12 protein-coding genes and 1 pseudogene are annotated in these 19,275 nt (G+C 72.0%); 6 read left to right on the top strand and 7 right to left on the bottom strand.

Annotated features, from left to right (window positions below):
• Positions 1-15 precede the first annotated feature (15 nt).
• The 3 genes from ACWC94_RS38220 to ACWC94_RS38210 are packed head-to-tail and all read left to right on the top strand — an operon-like array spanning position 16 to position 1,705.
• Complete coding sequence (locus ACWC94_RS38220; protein ID WP_450801896.1) at positions 16-702, top strand: hypothetical protein; 687 nt, start codon at positions 16-18, stop codon at positions 700-702.
• On the top strand, positions 699-968 hold the full coding sequence (locus ACWC94_RS38215; RefSeq protein WP_450801895.1) for a BON domain-containing protein: 270 nt from the start codon (positions 699-701) through the stop codon (positions 966-968). Before ACWC94_RS38220 ends, ACWC94_RS38215 begins: the two co-directional genes overlap by 4 nt.
• The gene (locus ACWC94_RS38210) at positions 965-1,705 is read left to right on the top strand and encodes a metallophosphoesterase family protein (protein WP_450801894.1); all 741 of its coding nucleotides are present in this window, start codon (positions 965-967) and stop codon (positions 1,703-1,705) included. The genes ACWC94_RS38215 and ACWC94_RS38210 overlap by 4 nt, the downstream gene beginning before the upstream one ends.
• A 23-nt stretch (positions 1,706-1,728) precedes the next feature.
• Here ACWC94_RS38210 and ACWC94_RS38205 read toward each other — a convergent pair whose 3' ends face one another.
• Together ACWC94_RS38205 and ACWC94_RS38200 are read right to left on the bottom strand one after the other, a co-directional pair.
• Positions 1,729-2,988 (bottom strand): MFS transporter, encoded by a 1,260-nt coding sequence (locus ACWC94_RS38205; protein ID WP_450801893.1) that lies wholly within the window; start codon positions 2,986-2,988, stop codon positions 1,729-1,731.
• 728 nt (positions 2,989-3,716) lie between these two features.
• Positions 3,717-4,706, bottom strand: coding sequence for an aldo/keto reductase (locus ACWC94_RS38200; RefSeq protein WP_450801892.1), 990 nt, complete (start codon positions 4,704-4,706; stop codon positions 3,717-3,719).
• A gap of 595 nt (positions 4,707-5,301) precedes the next feature.
• Between ACWC94_RS38200 and ACWC94_RS38195 the strand changes: the two genes are divergently transcribed.
• Positions 5,302-6,243: a hypothetical protein gene (locus ACWC94_RS38195; RefSeq protein ID WP_450801891.1), complete on the top strand. Its 942-nt coding sequence runs from the start codon at positions 5,302-5,304 to the stop codon at positions 6,241-6,243.
• Between the two features lie 158 nt (positions 6,244-6,401).
• Positions 6,402-9,776, top strand: a complete 3,375-nt coding sequence (locus ACWC94_RS38190; protein ID WP_450801890.1) for a pyruvate carboxylase — start codon at positions 6,402-6,404, stop codon at positions 9,774-9,776.
• A gap of 160 nt (positions 9,777-9,936) precedes the next feature.
• Here ACWC94_RS38190 and ACWC94_RS38185 read toward each other — a convergent pair whose 3' ends face one another.
• The 5 genes and pseudogenes from ACWC94_RS38185 to ACWC94_RS38165 form a co-directional block, all read right to left on the bottom strand.
• Complete coding sequence (locus ACWC94_RS38185; RefSeq protein WP_450801889.1) at positions 9,937-12,111, bottom strand: hypothetical protein; 2,175 nt, start codon at positions 12,109-12,111, stop codon at positions 9,937-9,939.
• 75 nt (positions 12,112-12,186) lie between these two features.
• Positions 12,187-12,648, bottom strand: a complete 462-nt coding sequence (locus tag ACWC94_RS38180; RefSeq protein WP_450801888.1) for a hypothetical protein — start codon at positions 12,646-12,648, stop codon at positions 12,187-12,189.
• A 93-nt stretch (positions 12,649-12,741) separates the two neighbouring features.
• A complete protein-coding gene (locus ACWC94_RS38175) occupies positions 12,742-13,515 on the bottom strand; it encodes a polysaccharide lyase family 7 protein (RefSeq protein ID WP_450801887.1) in 774 nt (257 codons plus the stop codon).
• Positions 13,516-13,629: 114 nt separating this feature from the next.
• Positions 13,630-14,844, bottom strand: a complete 1,215-nt coding sequence (locus tag ACWC94_RS38170; RefSeq protein ID WP_450801886.1) for a carbohydrate-binding protein — start codon at positions 14,842-14,844, stop codon at positions 13,630-13,632.
• A 142-nt stretch (positions 14,845-14,986) separates the two neighbouring features.
• Positions 14,987-17,143 (bottom strand): annotated as a pseudogene (locus ACWC94_RS38165) (TIM-barrel domain-containing protein); the annotation flags it as partial.
• Positions 17,144-18,080: 937 nt separating this feature from the next.
• Here ACWC94_RS38165 and ACWC94_RS38160 point away from each other — a divergent pair.
• Entirely contained in the window at positions 18,081-19,205 is a 1,125-nt protein-coding gene (locus tag ACWC94_RS38160) for a GNAT family N-acetyltransferase (protein ID WP_450801885.1), read from the top strand.
• Positions 19,206-19,275 lie beyond the last annotated feature (70 nt).

The following is a 19,275-nucleotide window of genomic DNA, read 5'->3' as shown; positions in this document are numbered from 1 at the left end:
CGTGAAGGAGAGGTCATGACACACAACGGGGAGGACACCGCGCCCCTTCGGCGACCGGAGGTCACCGAACTGCGCCTCGCCCAGGAGGGCCCGGACCGGCCTGCCGCGTCCGCACCGGGACAGCCGGACCTGCCGCACGACCGCAGTCAGGCGATCCTGGAGGCCGCCAAGGAGATCGGCGCCCTCCTCAAACGCGCCGGCCACCCCTTCGCGCTCGCCGGGAGCGTGGCCGTCTACGCCCACGGTGGCAGCCGCTACCTCCAGCACGACGCCGACTTCTGCGTCCTGCCCGACGACGCCGAGACGGTCGCCGCCACCCTGCGCGAGGCCGGCCTCGCCGTCCGCACCCCGCCCGAGGACTGGCTGCTGAAGACCACCTGCCGCGGGCAGAACGTCGACATCATCTTCGCCCTCGCGCACCAGCCCGTCACCAAGGACCTGCTCGAGCGCGCGCACGTCCTGCCGGTCGACTCGGTGCTGATGCCCGTCCTGTCCCCGACCGACCTGATCCACAGCCTGCTGAGCGCCTTCTCCGAGCACTACTGCGACTTCGGGGCCGTCCTGCCGGTCGCCCGGGCCGTGCGCGAGAAGGTCGACTGGGACGAGGTCCGGGCGGCCTGCGGCGAGCAGCCCATGCCGGCCGCCTTCCTCTTCCTCCTCGAACGGCTGCACGTGATCGACCCCCAGGAGGGGCAGCCATGACCGACACGAGCCCGCCGGCGGCCGGGAACCTGGACTACCGCGTCGCCCACCTCGCCGAGCACCTGGCCGCCGGACCCCTCGGGGAACTCGGCGTACGACTGGAGATGCGCGGTGACGTCGTCCTGCTGACCGGCACCGTGCCGTCCGCCCAGTGCCGGGACGAGATCTGCCACAAGGCCCGGGAGGAACTGGCGGGGCATCCCGTCCACTGCGACATCCTCGTCGCCGGGACCTCCTCGCCCGACCACGGAGAGGACCTGACATGATCCGCGTCGCGGCCGTCGGGGACATCCACATGGGCCCCGAGAGCCAGGGCACGCTGCGTCCCTCCTTCGAGACCCTGCCCGAGTGCGCCGACGTCCTGCTGCTCGCCGGCGACCTCACCCGGCACGGCACCCCGGAGGAGGCGGCGGTCGTCGCACGGGAGATCAAGGACCTCGGGGTGCCGGTCGTGGCCGTCCTGGGCAACCACGACTACCACGACGAGCGGCCCGAGGAGGTCACCACGATCCTCCGGGACGCCGGCGCGCATGTGCTGGAAGGGCAGGCCGCCGTCGTCAGCGGCGCGGGCGGGACCCGGATCGGGGTCGCCGGGACGAAGGGATTCGGCGGCGGATTCGTCGGACGCTGTGCCGGGGAGTTCGGCGAACCGCTCATGAAGGAGTTCGTCCGCTACAGCCGCCGGTGCGCCGACGGTCTGCACACCGCCCTGAAGGACCTGGCCGACTGCGACGTGCGGATCGCCCTGACCCACTTCTCGCCCGTGCCGGACACCCTCGCCGGCGAGCCGCCGGAGATCTACCCCTTCCTCGGCAGTTACCTGCTCGCGGAGGCGATCGACACCGGCGGCGCCGACCTCGCCGTGCACGGACACGCACACGCCGGCACCGAGCACGGCATGACCAGCGGCGGCGTCCGCGTGCGGAACGTGGCCCAGCCGGTCATCGGACAGGCCTTCCACGTGTACCACCTGCCGGGCCGGGAGCAGCACACGCGGGAGTGACCGCCCAGTTCCGGGAACGGGCGTCAGGCGGCCGTGGACAGGGCCTCGCGGCCGGTCACGTCGCCGTCCTTCGCGGTCACGGTCACCGGCACCAGGGCGCCGCGCCGCCGGACCAGCAGGCCCGCGCCGATCGAACCGGCGATCAGCAGCCCACCGGCGACCAGCGCGCCGCGCGCACCGGCCCACTCCATGAGCAGACCCAGCAGGGGCGGCCCGCCGAGGCTCCACACCGTGCCGACGCTGCTCCACACCCCGAGCACCCGGCCGCGCAGATGGGCGGGAGGGTCGGTCTGCAGGACCGCCGTACCGGCGGTGTCGGAGACGGACTCCACCACGGCCATGGGCAGCACCAGCACCATCAGCACGGCCAGCGACGGCGACAGGCCGGCGACGACCTGGAGGAGGGCGCCGGCGGCCGCCAGCAGACCCACGGTGCGTACGGAGGGCTTGCGCAGCCGGGCGCCGAGGACCGCACCGATGATGCCGCCGACCGCCAGCACCGTGGAGACGGTGCCGAACGACCCGGCGCCGCCCGCGAGCGGTCCGGTGACGAGAACGGCGAGCGTGAGGCCGTAATTGCGGCCGAAGACGGAGCTGATCCCGGTGATCCCGGCGAGGGCCATCAGCCGGGGCCGGCGCACGAAGAACCTCAGCCCCTCGCGCACGCTCATCTCCGCGGGCGCGGGCGCGGGCGCGGGAACGGCCCGTGCCGGGCCCGCCGGCTCGGCGACGGCCCCGTGCACCGGCCGCAGGAAGGGCACCACCGCGGCCACGAACAGGAACGACAGCCCGTTGGCGGCGTACGCGGAGGCCGTGCCGAGGAAACCGACGGTCACTCCGGCGAGCGCGGTACCGGCCAGCCGGCCCGCGCTGTGCACGAGCGCGCCCACACCGATCGCCGACGGCACGTCCTGCCTCGGCACGAGATCATTGCCGAGCAGCGCACAGGCCGGCCCGTCGACGGTGGCGATGATGCCGGTCACGGCGGCCAGTACCAGCAGCACCGGCATGTCGATCCGGTCCAGCGCCACCAGCAGCGCCGTGGTGAACGCGACCGCGCCGAGCAGCGCCTGGCTCACCGCGACCGTCAGCTTCCGGGGCCAGCGGTCCACGGCCGCGCCGCCCAGCAGGCTCACGAATAGCGCCGGAGCCGCCTGTACGGAGATCGACAGGCCGGTCGCCGCGGCGGAACCGGTGATCTGCAGCACGAGCAGGTTCTGCACGGTGAGCTGCATCCAGGTGCCGGCGTTCGAGACGAAGTTCGCGGCCGACCACCAGCGCATGCCGCGATGCCGCAAGGAACGCCAGGGCGAACGCGAGGCGGGGGCGGAAGTGGGCGCGGACGTGGGCAGGGCAGGGGCAGAGGACACGGCGGGGTACTCGACAACCGGGAGGGGGAGAGGGACCGGCGGAACCCGTCGGGCCGGCTGCGCTGCGCGGCCGGGCCATCCCGGTCAGGGCGCCGACCATGGTGGCAGACGGGAGGGCACAGTGGTCGCCACGGCCCGCACCGGAGGGGCGCCATGCGGCCCAAGGGCCCGCGCCCACACGGCTGTTGGGCGTCGCGTGTGCTTCCTCACAGGCCCCGGTGTACCGCACTGCGCAGCCGGCGCGGGACGGTCGTCGTGTCCTGCCGCGGGCGGCCCGCATATGTGCCGCGCATCACGGTCGGACGGCGGCGTCCGAACCCCGGTCACGCTCAGGTGCGTTCGGTCACCGCCTCCCACGCACCGCCACCGAACCGGCCGCCGCACCAACGGCCGGCTTCGCCGCCCGGGCCCGCGCGGTTACATGGCCCGGGCCGATGCGCAACGCCACCGTCCAGGCACCGCTGAAACCCGCCCCCGGGGCGTCGTCTTCGGCAGCGGGTACTCCGTGCCGCCGCAGGCGCCCTCCTGCTCCCGACGGGCCGGAACCGCTACGGCCCCCAGACCGCCCGTCTGCCACCTCCCGGCCCCGGAAGCAACGGACCCACAGCCGCCCGACGGCAGTGCCCGGCGCCTCCTCGCCGCTAGCGATTGACGGCCCGCATCCCCGCCTCGTCGTACCGCTCGCCCGCCGCCCGGGGCAGCTCCGCGTCGATGCGGGCCAGGTCCTCCTTCGTCAGCTCGACGCCGGCCGCGGCGGCGTTCTGCTCCAGGTAGGCGCGCCGCTTGGTGCCCGGGATCGGGACCAGGTCCTCGCCCTGGGCCAGCACCCAGGCGATGGCCAGCTGGGCCGGGGTCACGTCCTTCTCGGCGGCGATCTCCTTCACCTTCGCCGCCAGCCGCAGGTTCGCCTCCAGGTTGGCGTCCGTGAAGCGCGGGTTGGCGCGGCGGAAGTCGTTCTCGTCCAGCTCGTCCGGCGAGGTGAAGCGGCCCGCGAGGAAGCCCCGGCCGAGCGGGGAGTACGGCACGAAGCCGATGCCCAGCTCCCGGCACGCGGGCAGCACCTCGTCCTCCACGTCCCGCGTCCACAGCGAGTACTCGCTCTGCACCGCGGTGATCGGATGCACGGCGTGCGCCCGCCGGATGGTCTGTGCGCCCGCCTCGCTCAGCCCGATGTACCGCACCTTGCCCTCGGCGACCAGCTCGCCGAGCGCGCCCACCGTCTCCTCGATGGGCACGTTCGGGTCGACCCGGTGCTGGTAGTACAGGTCGATGCGGTCGGTGCCCAGCCGCTGCAGCGAGCCGTGGACCGACTCACGGACGTGCTCGGCGGAGCCGTCCTGCCGGCCGATCGTGCGCATGTCGCCGGGGACGGCGTCGTCCATGCGGTAGTTGAACTTGGTCGCGATCACGTACTCGTCGCGATGTCCCCGTATCGCCTCCCCGACCAGCGACTCATTGGTCAGCGGGCCGTACACCTGAGCCGTGTCGAGGAAGGTCACGCCCAGTTCCAGGGCGCGCCGGATGGTCGCGATGCCCTCCTCCCGGTCGGCGGATCCGTAGAAGGCGGACATCCCCATGCATCCGAGGCCGATGGCCGATACCTGGAGGTCCCGCAGACTGCGCTTCTGCATGCGATGTCCCAGCCTTTCCTGCACGCTCGATCGTCGTTCCGTACGGCACGGGCCTTGGTCTGCCCTGGTTCCATCTAGCGACGGATCGCGGCACCCGGCATCCCGTGGGGAAGGCCGGGCGCCGGCACCCGCGTGCCGGACGTCCGCGACGCTACGAGTTGGAGCGCTCTCCAAGTCAAGACGCGCTCCCGCCGGACGCCGGAATGTGTGGCCGGTGGTTCCGCGCTCGTTCCGTGAACGGAGCGGTCACGAGCGCGTGTTGGCCGTGCGGAGGACGACCCCGGGCAGTCGTGGGGGGGCCTTGTTCCGGAGGACGGGTCCGCGGGAGTGGAGGTTGCCTCCCGGCGCCGGAATCACGGCCCCGCGGACCTGTGGGTCTTCCCACACCCGCGCGTCCCTGTAAGGGATCTTGACGGCCGTCTCGCGGCTCGCTGAACTGTCACCGATCAGGCCTCAAAGATCCCTCCATCTATACGATGGCGCCCGAAACACTTGAATGTCGGTAAAACGCCCCGCACGGTCCGACCGCCGGAAACGGGGTGAAGGGGGCGATGGACATGACGGGGGAGCCGAAGGCGATGGGCTGCCGTGCCTCATGACCGCTGAAGGGCACCTCGACCGGTGCCGCTCACTGCTCGCACGGCTCGTCCGGTGCGCCGGGCGGACACTGCGGGCCGAGTGGCACGCCATCGTCGTCGACCCGGTGCACCGCCTCACGCGGCGCGGACTGTCCGCACTCCTGCTGGGGTTCGTCGCCGCGTTCGGCGTGATCTTCTTCCACGACATCGCCCAGCACCCGCTCGGCCGGCTGTGGGTCCGGCGGCTCGGGGGCGTCACCGGTGACCTCCCCCTGTGGCTGTCGCTGCTGCGCACGCCCGTGTCGCTGTACGTCCCCGCGCTCGACCTGCCCGTGTGGGCGGGCATCACCTCACTGTTCCTCGCCTTCGCACTCGCCGAACTGATCCTGGGCCGGACCCGGACCCTGGTGATCGCCTACGTCACCACCCTGGCCGGCACGCTCACCGCCCGGGCGATGATCGCTCTGGGCCCCGGCTGGTGGGGCTTCGGCCTGCCGCACGCGTTCGGGCGGGTGCTCGACACCGGGCCCTCCGCGGCCGTCGTCGGTCTGTTCACCTATCTCTCGGTGATCAGACGTGCGCCCGTGATGTTCCTCCTGACCGGCGGCTCGATGATCTGGGAGTCCCTCGCCGTGCCCAACCTGGCCGGGCGCGAGCACCTGGTCGCGGTGGGCTCGGCGATCGTCCTCGGCCTCCTGCACGGCCGCCGCACACCCCTGCGGGCGTACCTGCGGTCCCTGCTGCCCACGCGCCACCGCGGCCCCGTCCCCGCGGGGACCCGGGGCGGCGGCCGCGTCTCCGCCCGGCCCCGGCCCGGCGGCCCCGCGCCCGCCGCGCCGCCGGTGATCCCCGCTTCCGCCGGGCCGGTGGGCCCCACGCCCGCCCCGCCCCGCGCCGTGTCCGCTCCGTCGGCCGCCGAGCGTCCGCACGACGCGGCGATGACATCCCTGCGATGCTGATGCCAGAGTGCGTGGGTGTGGCGCCGCCCACCCCGTCGATGTGATGGTTTTCGCACGTCGAGACGTGCGGGCACCCCCTAGGGTGTGCCGCGAGGTACGGCAGGGCGTGGCTGACACCGTGGTGTTCGTCGCCGGCAGGCAGCTGAAGGGAATCCAGGATGTTCCGCAAGGTGCTGGTCGCCAACCGTGGAGAGATCGCGATCCGCGCGTTCCGGGCGGGCTACGAACTCGGCGCGCGCACGGTCGCCGTGTTCCCGCACGAGGACCGCAACTCGCTGCACCGGCTGAAGGCCGACGAGGCGTACGAGATCGGGGAGCCGGGGCATCCGGTGCGGGCGTATCTCTCCGTGGAGGAGATCGTGGGCGCGGCCCGCCGGGCCGGCGCCGACGCCGTCTACCCGGGCTACGGCTTCCTGTCCGAGAACCCGGAACTGGCCCGCGCCTGCGAGGAGGCGGGCATCACCTTCGTCGGCCCGAGCGCGGCCACGCTGGAGCTGACCGGCAACAAGGCCCGCGCGGTGGCCGCCGCCCGGGCGGCCGGCGTCCCCGTGCTCGGCTCGTCCCGGCCCTCCACCGACGTCGACGAACTGGTGCGCGCCGCCGAGGAGATCGGCTTCCCGGTGTTCGTCAAGGCGGTCGCGGGCGGCGGCGGGCGCGGCATGCGCCGCGTGGAGGACCCCGCCCAGCTGCGCGAGTCCATCGAGGCAGCCTCCCGCGAGGCCGACGCCGCGTTCGGCGACCCGACCGTCTTCCTGGAGAAGGCCGTCGTGGATCCGCGCCACATCGAGGTGCAGATCCTCGCCGACGGCGAGGGCGAAGTCATCCACCTCTTCGAACGCGACTGCTCCCTCCAGCGCCGCCACCAGAAGGTCGTCGAGCTGGCCCCCGCCCCCAACCTCGACCCGGAGCTGCGGGACCGCATCTGCGGCGACGCCGTCCGCTTCGCCCGCGAGATCGGCTACCGCAACGCGGGCACCGTCGAGTTCCTCCTCGACCCCGACGGCAACCACGTCTTCATCGAGATGAACCCGCGCATCCAGGTCGAGCACACCGTGACGGAGGAAGTCACGGACGTCGACCTGGTCCAAGCCCAGCTGCGCATCGCCTCCGGCGAGACCCTCGCCGACCTCGGCCTCGCCCAGGACACCATCACCCTGCGCGGCGCCGCCCTGCAGTGCCGTATCACCACCGAGGACCCCGCCAACGGCTTCCGCCCGGACACCGGCCGGATCAGCGCCTACCGCTCCCCGGGCGGCTCCGGCATCCGCCTGGACGGCGGCACCACCCACGCCGGCACGGAGATCAGCGCGCACTTCGACTCGATGCTGGTCAAACTCACCTGCCGGGGAAGGGACTTCAAGGCCGCCGTCGGACGCGCCCGGCGTGCCGTGGCCGAGTTCCGCATCCGCGGCGTGGCCACCAACATCCCGTTCCTCCAGGCCGTCCTGGACGACCCCGACTTCCAGGCGGGCCGGGTCACCACCTCCTTCATCGAGCAGCGCCCGCACCTGCTCACCGCCCGCTCCTCCGCGGACCGCGGCACCAAGCTCCTCACCTACCTCGCCGACGTGACCGTCAACAAGCCGCACGGCGAACGCCCGGACCTGCTCGACCCCGTCACCAAGCTGCCCCCGCTGCCGGCCGGTGAGCCCCCGGCCGGCTCCCGCCAGCGGCTGGTCGACCTCGGCCCCGAGGGCTTCGCCCGCCACCTGCGCGAGTCGCCGGTCATCGGGGTCACCGACACCACCTTCCGCGACGCCCACCAGTCCCTGCTCGCCACCCGCGTGCGCACCAAGGACCTCCTCGCCGTCGCCCCGGTCGTCGCCCGCACCCTGCCGCAGCTGCTCTCCCTGGAGTGCTGGGGCGGCGCCACCTACGACGTGGCGCTGCGCTTCCTCGCCGAGGACCCCTGGGAGCGGCTGGCCGCCCTGCGCGAGGCCGTCCCCAACATCTGCCTGCAGATGCTGCTGCGCGGCCGCAACACCGTCGGCTACACCCCGTACCCGACCGAGGTGACCGACGCCTTCGTGCAGGAGGCCGCCGCCACCGGTATCGACATCTTCCGCGTCTTCGACGCCCTCAACGACGTCGGTCAGATGCGCCCCGCCATCGATGCCGTACGCGAGACGGGCACCGCGATCGCCGAGGTCGCCCTCTGCTACACCGGCGATCTGAACGACCCGGCCGAGCGGCTCTACACCCTCGACTACTACCTGCGCCTGGCCGAGCAGATCGTCGAGGCCGGTGCGCACGTCCTCGCGGTCAAGGACATGGCCGGCCTCCTGCGCGCCCCGGCCGCCGCCAAGCTCGTCTCGGCCCTGCGCCGCGAGTTCGACCTGCCCGTGCATCTGCACACGCACGACACGGCCGGCGGCCAGCTCGCCACCTACCTCGCCGCGATCCAGGCGGGCGCCGACGCCGTGGACGGCGCGGTCGCCTCGATGGCCGGTACGACCTCGCAGCCCTCGCTGTCGGCGCTCGTGGCCGCCACCGACCACTCCGACCGTCCCACCGGCCTGGACCTGCAGGCCGTCGGCGACCTGGAGCCGTACTGGGAGGGCGTGCGGAAGATCTACGCGCCGTTCGAGGCGGGCCTCGCCTCCCCGACCGGCCGGGTCTACCACCACGAGATCCCCGGCGGCCAGCTGTCCAACCTGCGCACCCAGGCCGTCGCCCTCGGCCTCGGCGACCGCTTCGAGGACATCGAGGCCATGTACGCCGCCGCCGACCGCATCCTGGGCCGCCTGGTCAAGGTCACCCCGTCCTCCAAGGTGGTGGGCGATCTCGCCCTGCACCTGGTCGGCGCCGGAGTCTCCCCGGAGGACTTCGAGGAGACGCCCGACAGGTTCGACATCCCGGACTCGGTCATCGGCTTCCTGCGCGGCGAGCTGGGTACCCCGCCCGGCGGCTGGCCCGAGCCGTTCCGCACCAAGGCGCTGCGGGGCCGGGCCGCGCCCAAGCCCGCGCCCGAGCTGTCCGTCGAGGACCGTGAGGGTCTGGGCAAGGACCGCCGCGCCACCCTCAACCGGCTGCTGTTCCCCGGCCCCACGCGGGAGTTCGAGACGCACCGGCAGGCCTTCGGCGACACCAGCGTGCTGGACAGCAAGGCGTTCTTCTACGGACTGCGCCCGGCCAAGGAGTACGCCGTCGACCTCGACCCCGGTGTCCGGCTGCTGATCGAGCTGCAGGCGGTCGGCGAGGCGGACGAGCGCGGTATGCGCACCGTGATGTCCTCCCTCAACGGCCAGCTGCGCCCGATCCAGGTCCGCGACCGCGCCGCCGCCTCGGACGTGCCGGTGACGGAGAAGGCCGACCGCGCCAACCCCGGCCACGTCGCCGCGCCCTTTGCCGGTGTGGTGACCCTGGCGGTGGCCGAGGGCGACGAGGTCGCGGCCGGTGCCACCGTCGCCACCATCGAGGCGATGAAGATGGAGGCCACCATCACCGCGCCGAAGGCGGGCCGGGTCTCGCGCCTCGCCATCAACCGGATCCAGCAGGTGGAGGGCGGCGACCTGCTGGTCGAGCTCGCCTGAGCCAGGGTGGCACGGCACGCACGACGGGGCCCCGTGGTACCGGAAGGTGCCACGGGGCCGACGTCGAGGGCGAGGAGAGCGAAGGGACTGGCATCGAATCTCATGACAAGAGAAGGAGAAGGAAGCCCCTTCATGGCCTCGCCGTCGCCCACGCTAGCAGTCACTCCGGGATCAGGTCGCGCAGGTTTTCCGGCGTGACGATCCGGGAGTCCGGGTGCAGGCCCTCCGGCCGCTGCAGGCCGAGGTAGGTGACCGGGCCGTCCGGCACCGCCTCCGTACCGTCCCACTCGGTCACCCTCGTGCCGCGCTCGGCCAGCAGCCCGGCGAGGTGACCGACCGTGAGGTACTCGCGCTCGACGATGCCGCGCAGCAGTGTCGCCACCGACACCTGGTTGCCCTCGACCCGGTTGGCCGCCGGATGCCCCTTGAGGTAGAGGTGCAGCCACTTCGCGCGCCACCGGCCGTCGGCGCCGCGCACGAACGCCAGCGGCAGCGCGACCCGGCCGGGTCCGCGCAGCTCCGACTTCATCCGTACCGTGCGCGGCTCGAAGGGACGGCCGTCCTGCTCGGTCTCGCGCAGCATGAACCCGAAGAAGGACTCCTCGACCTCCTCGAAGCCCTCGCCGGAGTAGATGTGGACCTGCGGGACGATGAACGTGCCGCGCACGGCACCCAGGCGCAGATTGATGAACTCCGAGGCGCCGTCGGGGGCTTCGGTGATGTCGCCGGAGTGCTCCCCCTCGACGTCGGACAGGGCCGTCCAGGACAGCCAGGTGACCGTGTCGTAGCCGGCGTCGAGCAGCAGCGCCGACAGGTCGTAGTCGGTGCGCAGACGGGACTCCTTCCAGTACACGAAGAAGCGCAGCAGCTCGCCGTCGACGGGCGAGAGGGAGCCGCGCGGCAGCACGCCGAGGCCGGACGCGGTCGCCTTGCCGCTGAGCGGCAGCGCCACATCGAGCATGTCCGGGTCGACCAGCAGCCGGTCCACGGCCGGGAGCCGGCGGCCGATCTCGTCGTCGAGCGCGGTGATCAGCCGCTCGCGCTCCGGGGGCAGCAGGGGCGGGCGGGTGTCGCCGGTGACCCAGGCACGGCCCCGCCGGCCCACGAACACCCGGTGGCCCTCGCCCGCCCCGGCACGGTTGAGCAGATGCTCGCGCACCGACAGCAGCACCCGGCCGGACACCTCGCCGGCGACCTCCTCGGCCGCGCCGGCGACCGTGTCCCGCTCCTCCTGGGTGCGGGCCGTGCGCAGCAGCCGGTCCAGGGAACGGAACAGCTTCCCCGGCGCGGACCGCAGCAGCCGTACCGCCCCGGTGACGTCGCCGGCACCGAGCAGCTCCTCGACGCGGCCCTCGAAGGAACGCGCCCGCTGCTCACCGCGGGCGACGGCGAACACGTCGGCGGCGTGCGGCCACCGCGGGTACTCGTGCGGGTGCAGCCGCTCCCCGAGGCGTTTGAACGCCTCCCGGTGCGCGGAGACGTCCGCCAGCTTGGCGGGGGAGGCGGCGACGACGGCGTCCAGTCCCGCGAGCAGCGCGCGGCGCACCGGCCGTGACAGTGCCCGGAACCGGGTGGGCTCCTGAAGGGTCACGTCACCGCCGGACAGCGCGCAGGCCAGGCGGAGCACGTCGGTGACGGTGTCCAGCAGCAGGTCCGCCCCCTCCCGCAGCCGCGCCCGGTTGACCACGGCCCGGTTCTCCCGCACGGGAATCGCCTCCGGCTGCGGCCCGGCCACGCCGTGCCCGGCGAGCACCTCCAGGTCGCGCAGGCCGTCCTCGCCCAGCGGGGTGCTGCTGCCGGCCAGGGCCAGGTACAGCGCGGTGACCTCGTCGTCCAGCGGACCGCCGAGGTCCAGCACGGTCAGGCGGTCGCCCGCCGCCGGGATCAGCTCGTCGTGCCGGGCGAGCATCTCGGCGTAGGTGTGCCGGTAGCGGCCGTACGACGGCAGGGTCAGCAGGTCCACCACCCCGCTGATCAACTGTTTCAGCGTGCCCGTGCGGGTGGAGTCGTCGGCGAGCGCGTCCTCGACGCAGCGCATCCAGAACTGGACGGTGTCGGGGACGTTCGCCGGGAAGTCGACGAAGTAGACATTGTGCTCGACATGGTCGCCGACCAGCTCGCGGACCGTCGCCAGGGTGCGGACGGCCGTGTCGACGACCACGCCCTCGGACAGGGAGGACAGGTGCTCGAGGGCGGCTGCGGAGAGCTTGACGCCCACCGACATCAGCGCAGCGTCGAACTGCCGCGTCGTCACCTCGCCGTGACCGGCGGGTCCGGCGGGGGCGGGGATGCGGTGGGTGTGCCGTACGACCAGCTGTTCGAGGGTGTCGCGCATTGCGGCATGGTCGCAGAGGTGTACGAACCGCCGCACCGCAATTTGCCGGGACCGAGCCCGCTGACGCCGGGGCGGTCAGTCCCACAGCGGGTAGGTCATGACCTGCTTGAAGGCGTCCGGCCGGGCGGCGGTGTAGGTCAGGGTCATCTGGGTGTAGCGCGCGAAGGACGGGTGGCGCTTCCACTGCTTGTCGCCGGTGAGCCGGACGACGACCGGGTAGCTGTGGAAGGTGCCGGCCGCGCAGTACGGAGTGCAGTCGTTGACCCAGTTCACGCCGACGGCCTTGGCCCCGTCCGGACCCCACTCGGTCCAGTGGAGTCCGGAGAGCCGGCTGTTGCCGTCGCCGCAGGCGAGGATGAAGTCCGCCGGGCGGACATTCCGGTGGAAGAAGCAGTCGACCAGCACGGGCCGTGTCGTCTCGGACTTCGCGTTCGTCGCGGCCGGAGCCGGCGGGCTGGCCGAGGCCGTCGTCATCGCCCCTGTCAGCAGGGCCCCTGCCGCGAGGGTGGCTGCCGTTCCCACCAGTGATCCGCGCATGGCCGCTCCCACTGTCGTTCTGTGTCCGACCGCGTTCACTCGACGCTACGACCGTGCGGCCATTTGCACCAATCGCGCAGGTCGCGCGGCGTGTCACCCGTGTTTGAGCGTGAGGCCGTAGAACGCGACGCGGGCGCCGTCGGTGGTGCTGTCCGAGGAGGACTGGTTGTAGGAGCCGGCCTTGAAGTACTGCTTGTACCGCTGGAACGACGACGGGATGCCGTAGTGGGTGGTGGTGCCGTCGACCGTCAGGTCGATGGTGTCGCCGCCGGAGACGGCGATGGTGTAGCTCCAGGTCCTGCCGACCGCCACATGACCCACGGCGTGCGCGGTCTGCCCGCCGGACGGGGAGTTCTCGGTGCCGAGGACGATGTCGCCGTTCGCGTGGTAGTACAGCTCCAGCAGCGGCTTGGTGGAGGAGCCGCCGCTGCCGAGGTGGATCTGCCCGACGCACACGTTCTTCGTCACGGACACCACCCGCAGGGTCGCGCTCATCCGGTGCGAGCCGGACAGCGCCCAGTCGGCGGCGCTGCCGTCGCGGTTCATCTCGCGCAGCTCGGAGCGGGCGTAGTTCGAGTTCGGCGTCGTCACGCCCTTCTCGGGCGCCCAGAACGTCATCGCCCCGTCGCGGGTGTCGGTGTAGAAGTACGCGTCCTGGTAGCCGTTCGCGCCCTGGAGCCGGGACGACGGGATGGTGGTCGGGTGGCCGGGGGAGCCGACGGGCTCCTGCAGCTGCCAGACCGACAGGTCGAAGGTGCCGCCGGGTGCGGCATGCGGGTCGGCGGCGCTCGCGCCGGGGCCGGCGAGCAGGGTGAGGGCGAGGGCGAGGGTCATGGTGGTCGGCGCCAGGAGCCGGGATCGGGTCATGTGGGGGGTCCCTTCGTCGAGCCAAGGAGGCGTTCAGCATGGTGAACGCTGAACGCATCCTTGGCTGCCGGTGACCCGTGAACCTAAAGGTCTGAACCAGACACGTCAAGAGGTTCAGCAGGCGCCCTCGTCCTGCCACGGCCCCCATTCCGAGGCACCGGGCACCTCGTTCTGGGTCCACCACTTGGCCTTCCAGTTGTGCTTGCCGTAGGAGACCTCGTTCCCCTGCGTGTACACCGCGCTCGAACTCCACGCGGGCTTGCAGGGCGTGGGGGTGGGGGTCGGCGTGGGGGTCGGTGCCGGCGGGGTGGTGGGCGGGGTGGCGCCGGCGAACTTCACCGAGTACGTCGCGAAGTCCCAGGGGTTCTGGGTGACGCTGGAGCACGTGCCGGACGTACGGCCCCCGTTGTCGGGCGGGCTGCACTGCCGGTCGCGGTTCAGGGACCAGAACGTGAAGCGGTCCATGTGGTGGCTCGTCGCGTAGTCCAGCACCGTCTGGAAGTCGGCCTGCGTGAAGAACTCACCGGTGTCGCTGCGGCCGTTCATGCCGGAGAAGCCCTCGTGGGCGTACGCGGTCGCCTGGTTCCAGCCGAAGGTCGACTGCAGGATCGAGTTGAAGTTGGTCAGCGCGCCGGTCTGGCTCGCCGCCCCGTTGAAACCGCCGTCGAACGGCATGATGGAGAAGTTGTTCGGGGTGAATCCCTGGGACTTGGCCTCCAGCAGCATCTGCTTGCCGAACCAGCCGGTGCCGTCCGCGGTGCCGGCCGTCGTCACGGAGACGTACAGCCCCGGGTTGTTCTGCTGGAGAATCCTGGCGGCGCCGATCTCGTTCCTGACGGCCGCGGTGTTCTCGTACTCCGGCTCCTCCAGGTCGAAGTCGATGGCGTGCAGTCCGTACTTGGTGATGACCTGCTGGTAGGCCGCCGCCGTGGACGCCGCGTCGGAGCAGGTCTGGCCGAGCTTGGTGCCGCCGTAGCCGCCGATGGAGACTGACACGTCACCGCCCTTGGCGCGGATCGTGCTGATCGTCGACTGCACGGCCGTGTCCGAGGAGACGGGTGCGGTGCCGCCCCAGGTGGGCGAGCAGCCGCCGCCGTTCGGCGCGAGGACGAAGGCCAGCTGGAAGGCCTTGAGGCCGGTCGCGTCCATGATGGCGGCCGGGTCCGGCGGGTCGTTGTCCAGCGGCATCAGATAGGGGGCGGCGGCGTACCAGCGGTTGTCCAGTGCGGTGGTCGCGCCCGAGGCGTTGCTCGCGACGAGTGCGGTGGTGCCCGCGGCGGCGAGTGCGACGGCCGCCGCCGCGCTCAGACATGCCCGAAGAGGTCTCACGGTGTGCCTCCGGAGGGTGGGGGTGGGGTCCCCGGGGCGGGGAGCCCCACCCTCCGGGAGCTGTTGCGGTCACGTCAATGAGTTGGACTAGACCAACACGGACTTTGGACTAGACCATGCAATCTCTTTACTTCCCGTCGACCAGCCGCACCGTGAAGCCCCGGTCCAGCGGCAGGCTCGGAGTGGTGACGGTCGTGACGTGCGTGGCGGGATCGAACGACCAGGCGGAGGCGGGGAGCCGGCGGCCGTCGAGGACCACCTGCGCGGGGGCCGGGCCGCCGTGCACGGTGAACCGGTAGCCGCGGGCGTCCGCCTTGCCGGCGTAGTCACCCCTGCTCGCGCCCACCGTGACGGTCGTCCCCCTGCCGTCGCCGTGCACGGACACCTGCTGGGTCGCGGACGCCCCCTCGGCGAAGTCACGGGTCACCCCGTCGTCCTCGTACAGCGTGTAGCGGCTCGTGCCGTGGGCCGCCGGGTACAGGTCCCAGTCCAGCTCGTGCCGGTCCCGGGTCTGCCAACTCGTCGTCCCCTGGGGCCACATGGGGACCACAGCGCCCTCGCGCACGAACAACGGCAGTGTGTCCAGCGGGGCGTGGTAGCCGTTGACCGTGGTCGGTCCCTGGTAGGTGCGGCCGGTCCAGTAGTCCGTCCAGGTGCCCTTCGGCAGGTAGATCCCGTCCCGGGTGTCGGAGTCCTGGTAGACCGGGGCGACCAGGAAGTCGCGGCCCGACAGGAACTCGTACTTCGCCTGGTCCCCCAGGGTGTTCGGGTCGTCCGGGTACTCCAGCCACAGCGGGCGCACCGCCCCCACCCCTGTCTTCGCCGCCTCGGCGGACAGCGTGTACATGTACGGCAGCAGCCGCTCCTTGAGCTGCAGGTACTTGCGGTTGACGGAGGTGTACGGCTCACCGTCCCGCCAGGGCTGCTGGTCGGCGGGCTTGCCGGTGGTGAGGTCGCTGGCCCAGCCGTCCATGGTCATGACGGCCGGCAGGAACGCCTTCCACTGCAGGTCCCGGGCGTACATCTTGGCGTCGTGGCGGTAGATGCTGCCCACGTCACCGGTGTTGTAGGAGATGCCGGACAGGGTCGCGCCGGCGTAGGTCGGGATCTGCCAGCGGATGTAGTCCCAGGACAGCTTCTGGTCGCCGCTCCACAGCACCCCGCAGCGCTGGGCACCCGCCCAGGACACCGGCAGCCACACGAAGCCGCGCGCGTCGCTGTTGTCCTCGATCCCCTTCTTGGCCGCGTCGCACGCGTCGAGCGCGAACTTGTAGCCGTTGCCGACCCAGGCCACGTCCAGCTTGGCCACCCGCTGCCCCGCCTTCACCTGGTCGGCGAGCTTGTCGATGCCGTCCTGGGTCCACAGGCCGAGCTGGGCGTGGTGGTCCCGCAGCCCCTTGGCGGTCTGCTCCAGGTTCTCGTACCCGCAGCCGTAGCCGTCGTTGACCAGCATCCAGCCGAGCGGCATCTGGTTCTGCGTGTACCCGTCGGCGGTCTTCAGCGCGTCCAGGGTGTGCCGCTCGCCCCGGTTGGCGTTGTGCAGGTAGCAGTCCGAGTCGCCGGGTTCGAGGCCGTACACCGGGGGCATGAACGGCTTGCCCACCAACGCCGTGTACGAGCCGATCACCTGCTTGGCGTCACCGAGGAAGTAGTAGGCGTCCAGGCGCCGTTCCTGCTGGCCGGTGGTCACGGGCTGCCCGAAGGTGTACACGCCCGGGGCGAAGGTGTTGCGGAAGACGCCGTAGCCCGCGCTGGAGAGGTAGAACGGCTGGGAGTTGTTGTAGCCGCCCTCGTTCCAGTCGAAGCTGTTGGACACGTACATGGTCTGCCCGCGGTGCGAGAAGCTGCCGTTCTGCTCGCCGCCGCCGAAGAACTGCTCGTCCGCGCCGCGCACGAGGCTCTGCCGCATGCCGCCGGTCGACCAGCGCAGCGGTTTGTCCTCCTGCCAGACGCGGGTGCGGTTGTCGGGCTTGTACAGCCCGAAGCGCAGCGGGCTCTTGTACACGCGCAGGACGGCCCGCGGGGAGCGGATGCCGTAGTAGTCGCCCGCGTCGAAGGACGAGGTGTGCCGTTCCGGGGCGGGCTGCCGGCGCACGATGGCGGTGCCCGCCGGATCGCTCAGCGAGCCGGACGGGTCGGCCTGCAGCCGCAGTTGTCCGCCGGTCAGGAAGTCGGCGCGGGCCGTCAGCCGCCCGGCCCCGATGGTGTAGCTGCCGTCTCCGCCCGAGAAGGAGGTGAGGTCACCGGCGTCGGTGGTGGCGGGCAGGTACGCGGTGCCGGTGAAGGAGTTGTCGTGCACGTCGTACGGCACGACCACCACGTGGTACGTCCCCGACGCCCGCGGGATCACCGTGGCCTCCGGGTCGGCGGTGCCCGCGCTGGACGCCACCTGCTTGCCGTGGTCGTCGTACACGTACAGGTCGAAGTCGTCGGAGGGCTTCTCCCACTTGACCGACAGCGGGACGCCCCCCTCGGGGTTGTCGTCCCAGTAGCCGTCCGGCACCGAGACCGTCAGGTCGAATCGGTCGCAGACCTTGTTGTCCGGGTCGGTCGCGGCATCCGGGCAGCTCTCGGTGCCGCCGCCGGTGCCCTTGGCGTACAGCGGGCTCTGCCAGCTGACGCTGCTGTGCCCGGGGTCGAGTACGGCCCCGGTCGCGGTGGCGGCGGCCTGGGCGGGCGCCGGGGCGGCGAGCGCGGTTCCCGCCAGGGCGGCCGCCAGCCCCAGCGGTATCCAGGCCGGCCACGGCGCACGGTGGCGCAGTCTTCGCTGTCTTTGCACGGCGGAACAGCTCCCCTCGCAGCATTGCGGACTGACTGTTCGTACTCCTGATGCTCGGAAGAGCTCGAAAGGAGCCCTAATCGAGCAACTTCAAGCAGGAGCCTCAGGGTTGACGCAGGTTCATGTCAAGACCGGGGAGGGGCCGGGATCCGGCCGCCGGGCAAGCCCTTTACCAAGGGTTGTCCCCGATGTCCGCGCGGCCGTGGCGGATCGTCCGTCGCCTGAGGCACCCTTGACAGGGTGCGTACTGTTTCGCCACGTTTGAGCAGTCGCGCACGGAGGGGATTCGGCGCACATCGGTACCACTGGCAGGACGCGCCCTGCGCGTCGTGGGGGGAGCGGTCGCCCATGCGATCCATGAGCCATGATTCACACGCCTCACCGACCGGTGCCGCCTCGCGCACACCGCTCGCCGAGCCCGCGGAAGGGCGACCTGCGGAAGGGCGGTCGAACTGAGGTGGAGATCACCATCCACAGACCCGGTGAGCTGACGCCGGAGCTGCGCGGGGCCTGGCACCGCGCGATGGACGAGTCACCCGAGTACGCCAACCCCTTCCTCGCACCGGAGTTCACGGTCGGCGTCGGCCGCTACCGGGGCGGCGTGCGGGTCGCGGTCCTGCGCCAGGGCGGGGAACCGGCCGGGTTCTTCGCGTACGAGCGGGGGCCGCTCGGTACCGGACGGGCCGTCGGGCTCGGCCTGTCCGACTGCCAGGCGCTCGTGCACCGGCCCGGGGTCACCTGGGACGCCGGGCAGCTGCTGCGGGCCTGCCGGCTCAGCATCTTCGAGTTCGACCATCTGGTCCAGGAACAGCGGCCGTTCGCCCCGCACGTCACAGGCACCTTCGCCTCACCGGTGATCGACGTGAAGCCCGGCGACGGCGACTACCCGGAGTGGCTGCGCGGCACCTATCCGAGCCTGGCCAAGACGACGCTGAAGAAGGAGCGGCGACTCGGTCGGGACGTCGGTGACGTGCGGTTCGTCTTCGACGAGCGTGACCCGCGGGCGCTGCGCACGCTCATGCGCTGGAAGTCGGCGCAGTACCGCAGGACCGGCCGCATGGACCGGTTCTCCCGGCCGTGGATCGTCGGTCTGGTCGACCATCTCTTCCAGGTCCGCGAGGAGCACTTCACCGGGGTGCTGTCCGTGCTCTACGCGGGCGACCGGCCGGTCGCGGCCCACTTCGGCCCCCGGTCGAGCACGGTGCTGGCGGCGTGGTTCACCGCGTACGACCCCGAACTGCACTACTACTCACCGGGTTTGATGATGCACCTGAGGACCGCCGAGGCGGCCGCCCGGCACGGTGTGACCCTCGTGGACCTCGGGCGCGGCGACAAGGAGTACAAGGACTGGCTGAAGACCCGTGAACTGCGGGTCGCCGAGGGCTTCGCGGCCCGTCCGCACCCGGTGGCGCTGGCCCAGCGGCTGTGGCGCAGGCCGGTACGCGGACTGCGGAACACGGTGCTGGCCCATCCCGGGCTGCGTGATCCGGCCGACCGGCTGCTGAAGACGGCGGGCAGGCTCCGCACCCAGGGCACGGCAGCTTCCACGGCCGTCCGGGAGGACCGGCTCCCGGAGCGGTAACTACTGGCAGGTTCTCGTCAAAACTTCCCCAAGCGGCTGATGGTGTCGCCTCCGCGTGGTCGGGTCTCCT

It is taken from the genome of Streptomyces sp. NPDC001135, assembly GCF_053598395.1.
The sequence above is the reverse complement of the archived record's forward strand: the minus strand, read 5'-3'. Positions and strand labels throughout refer to the sequence as shown.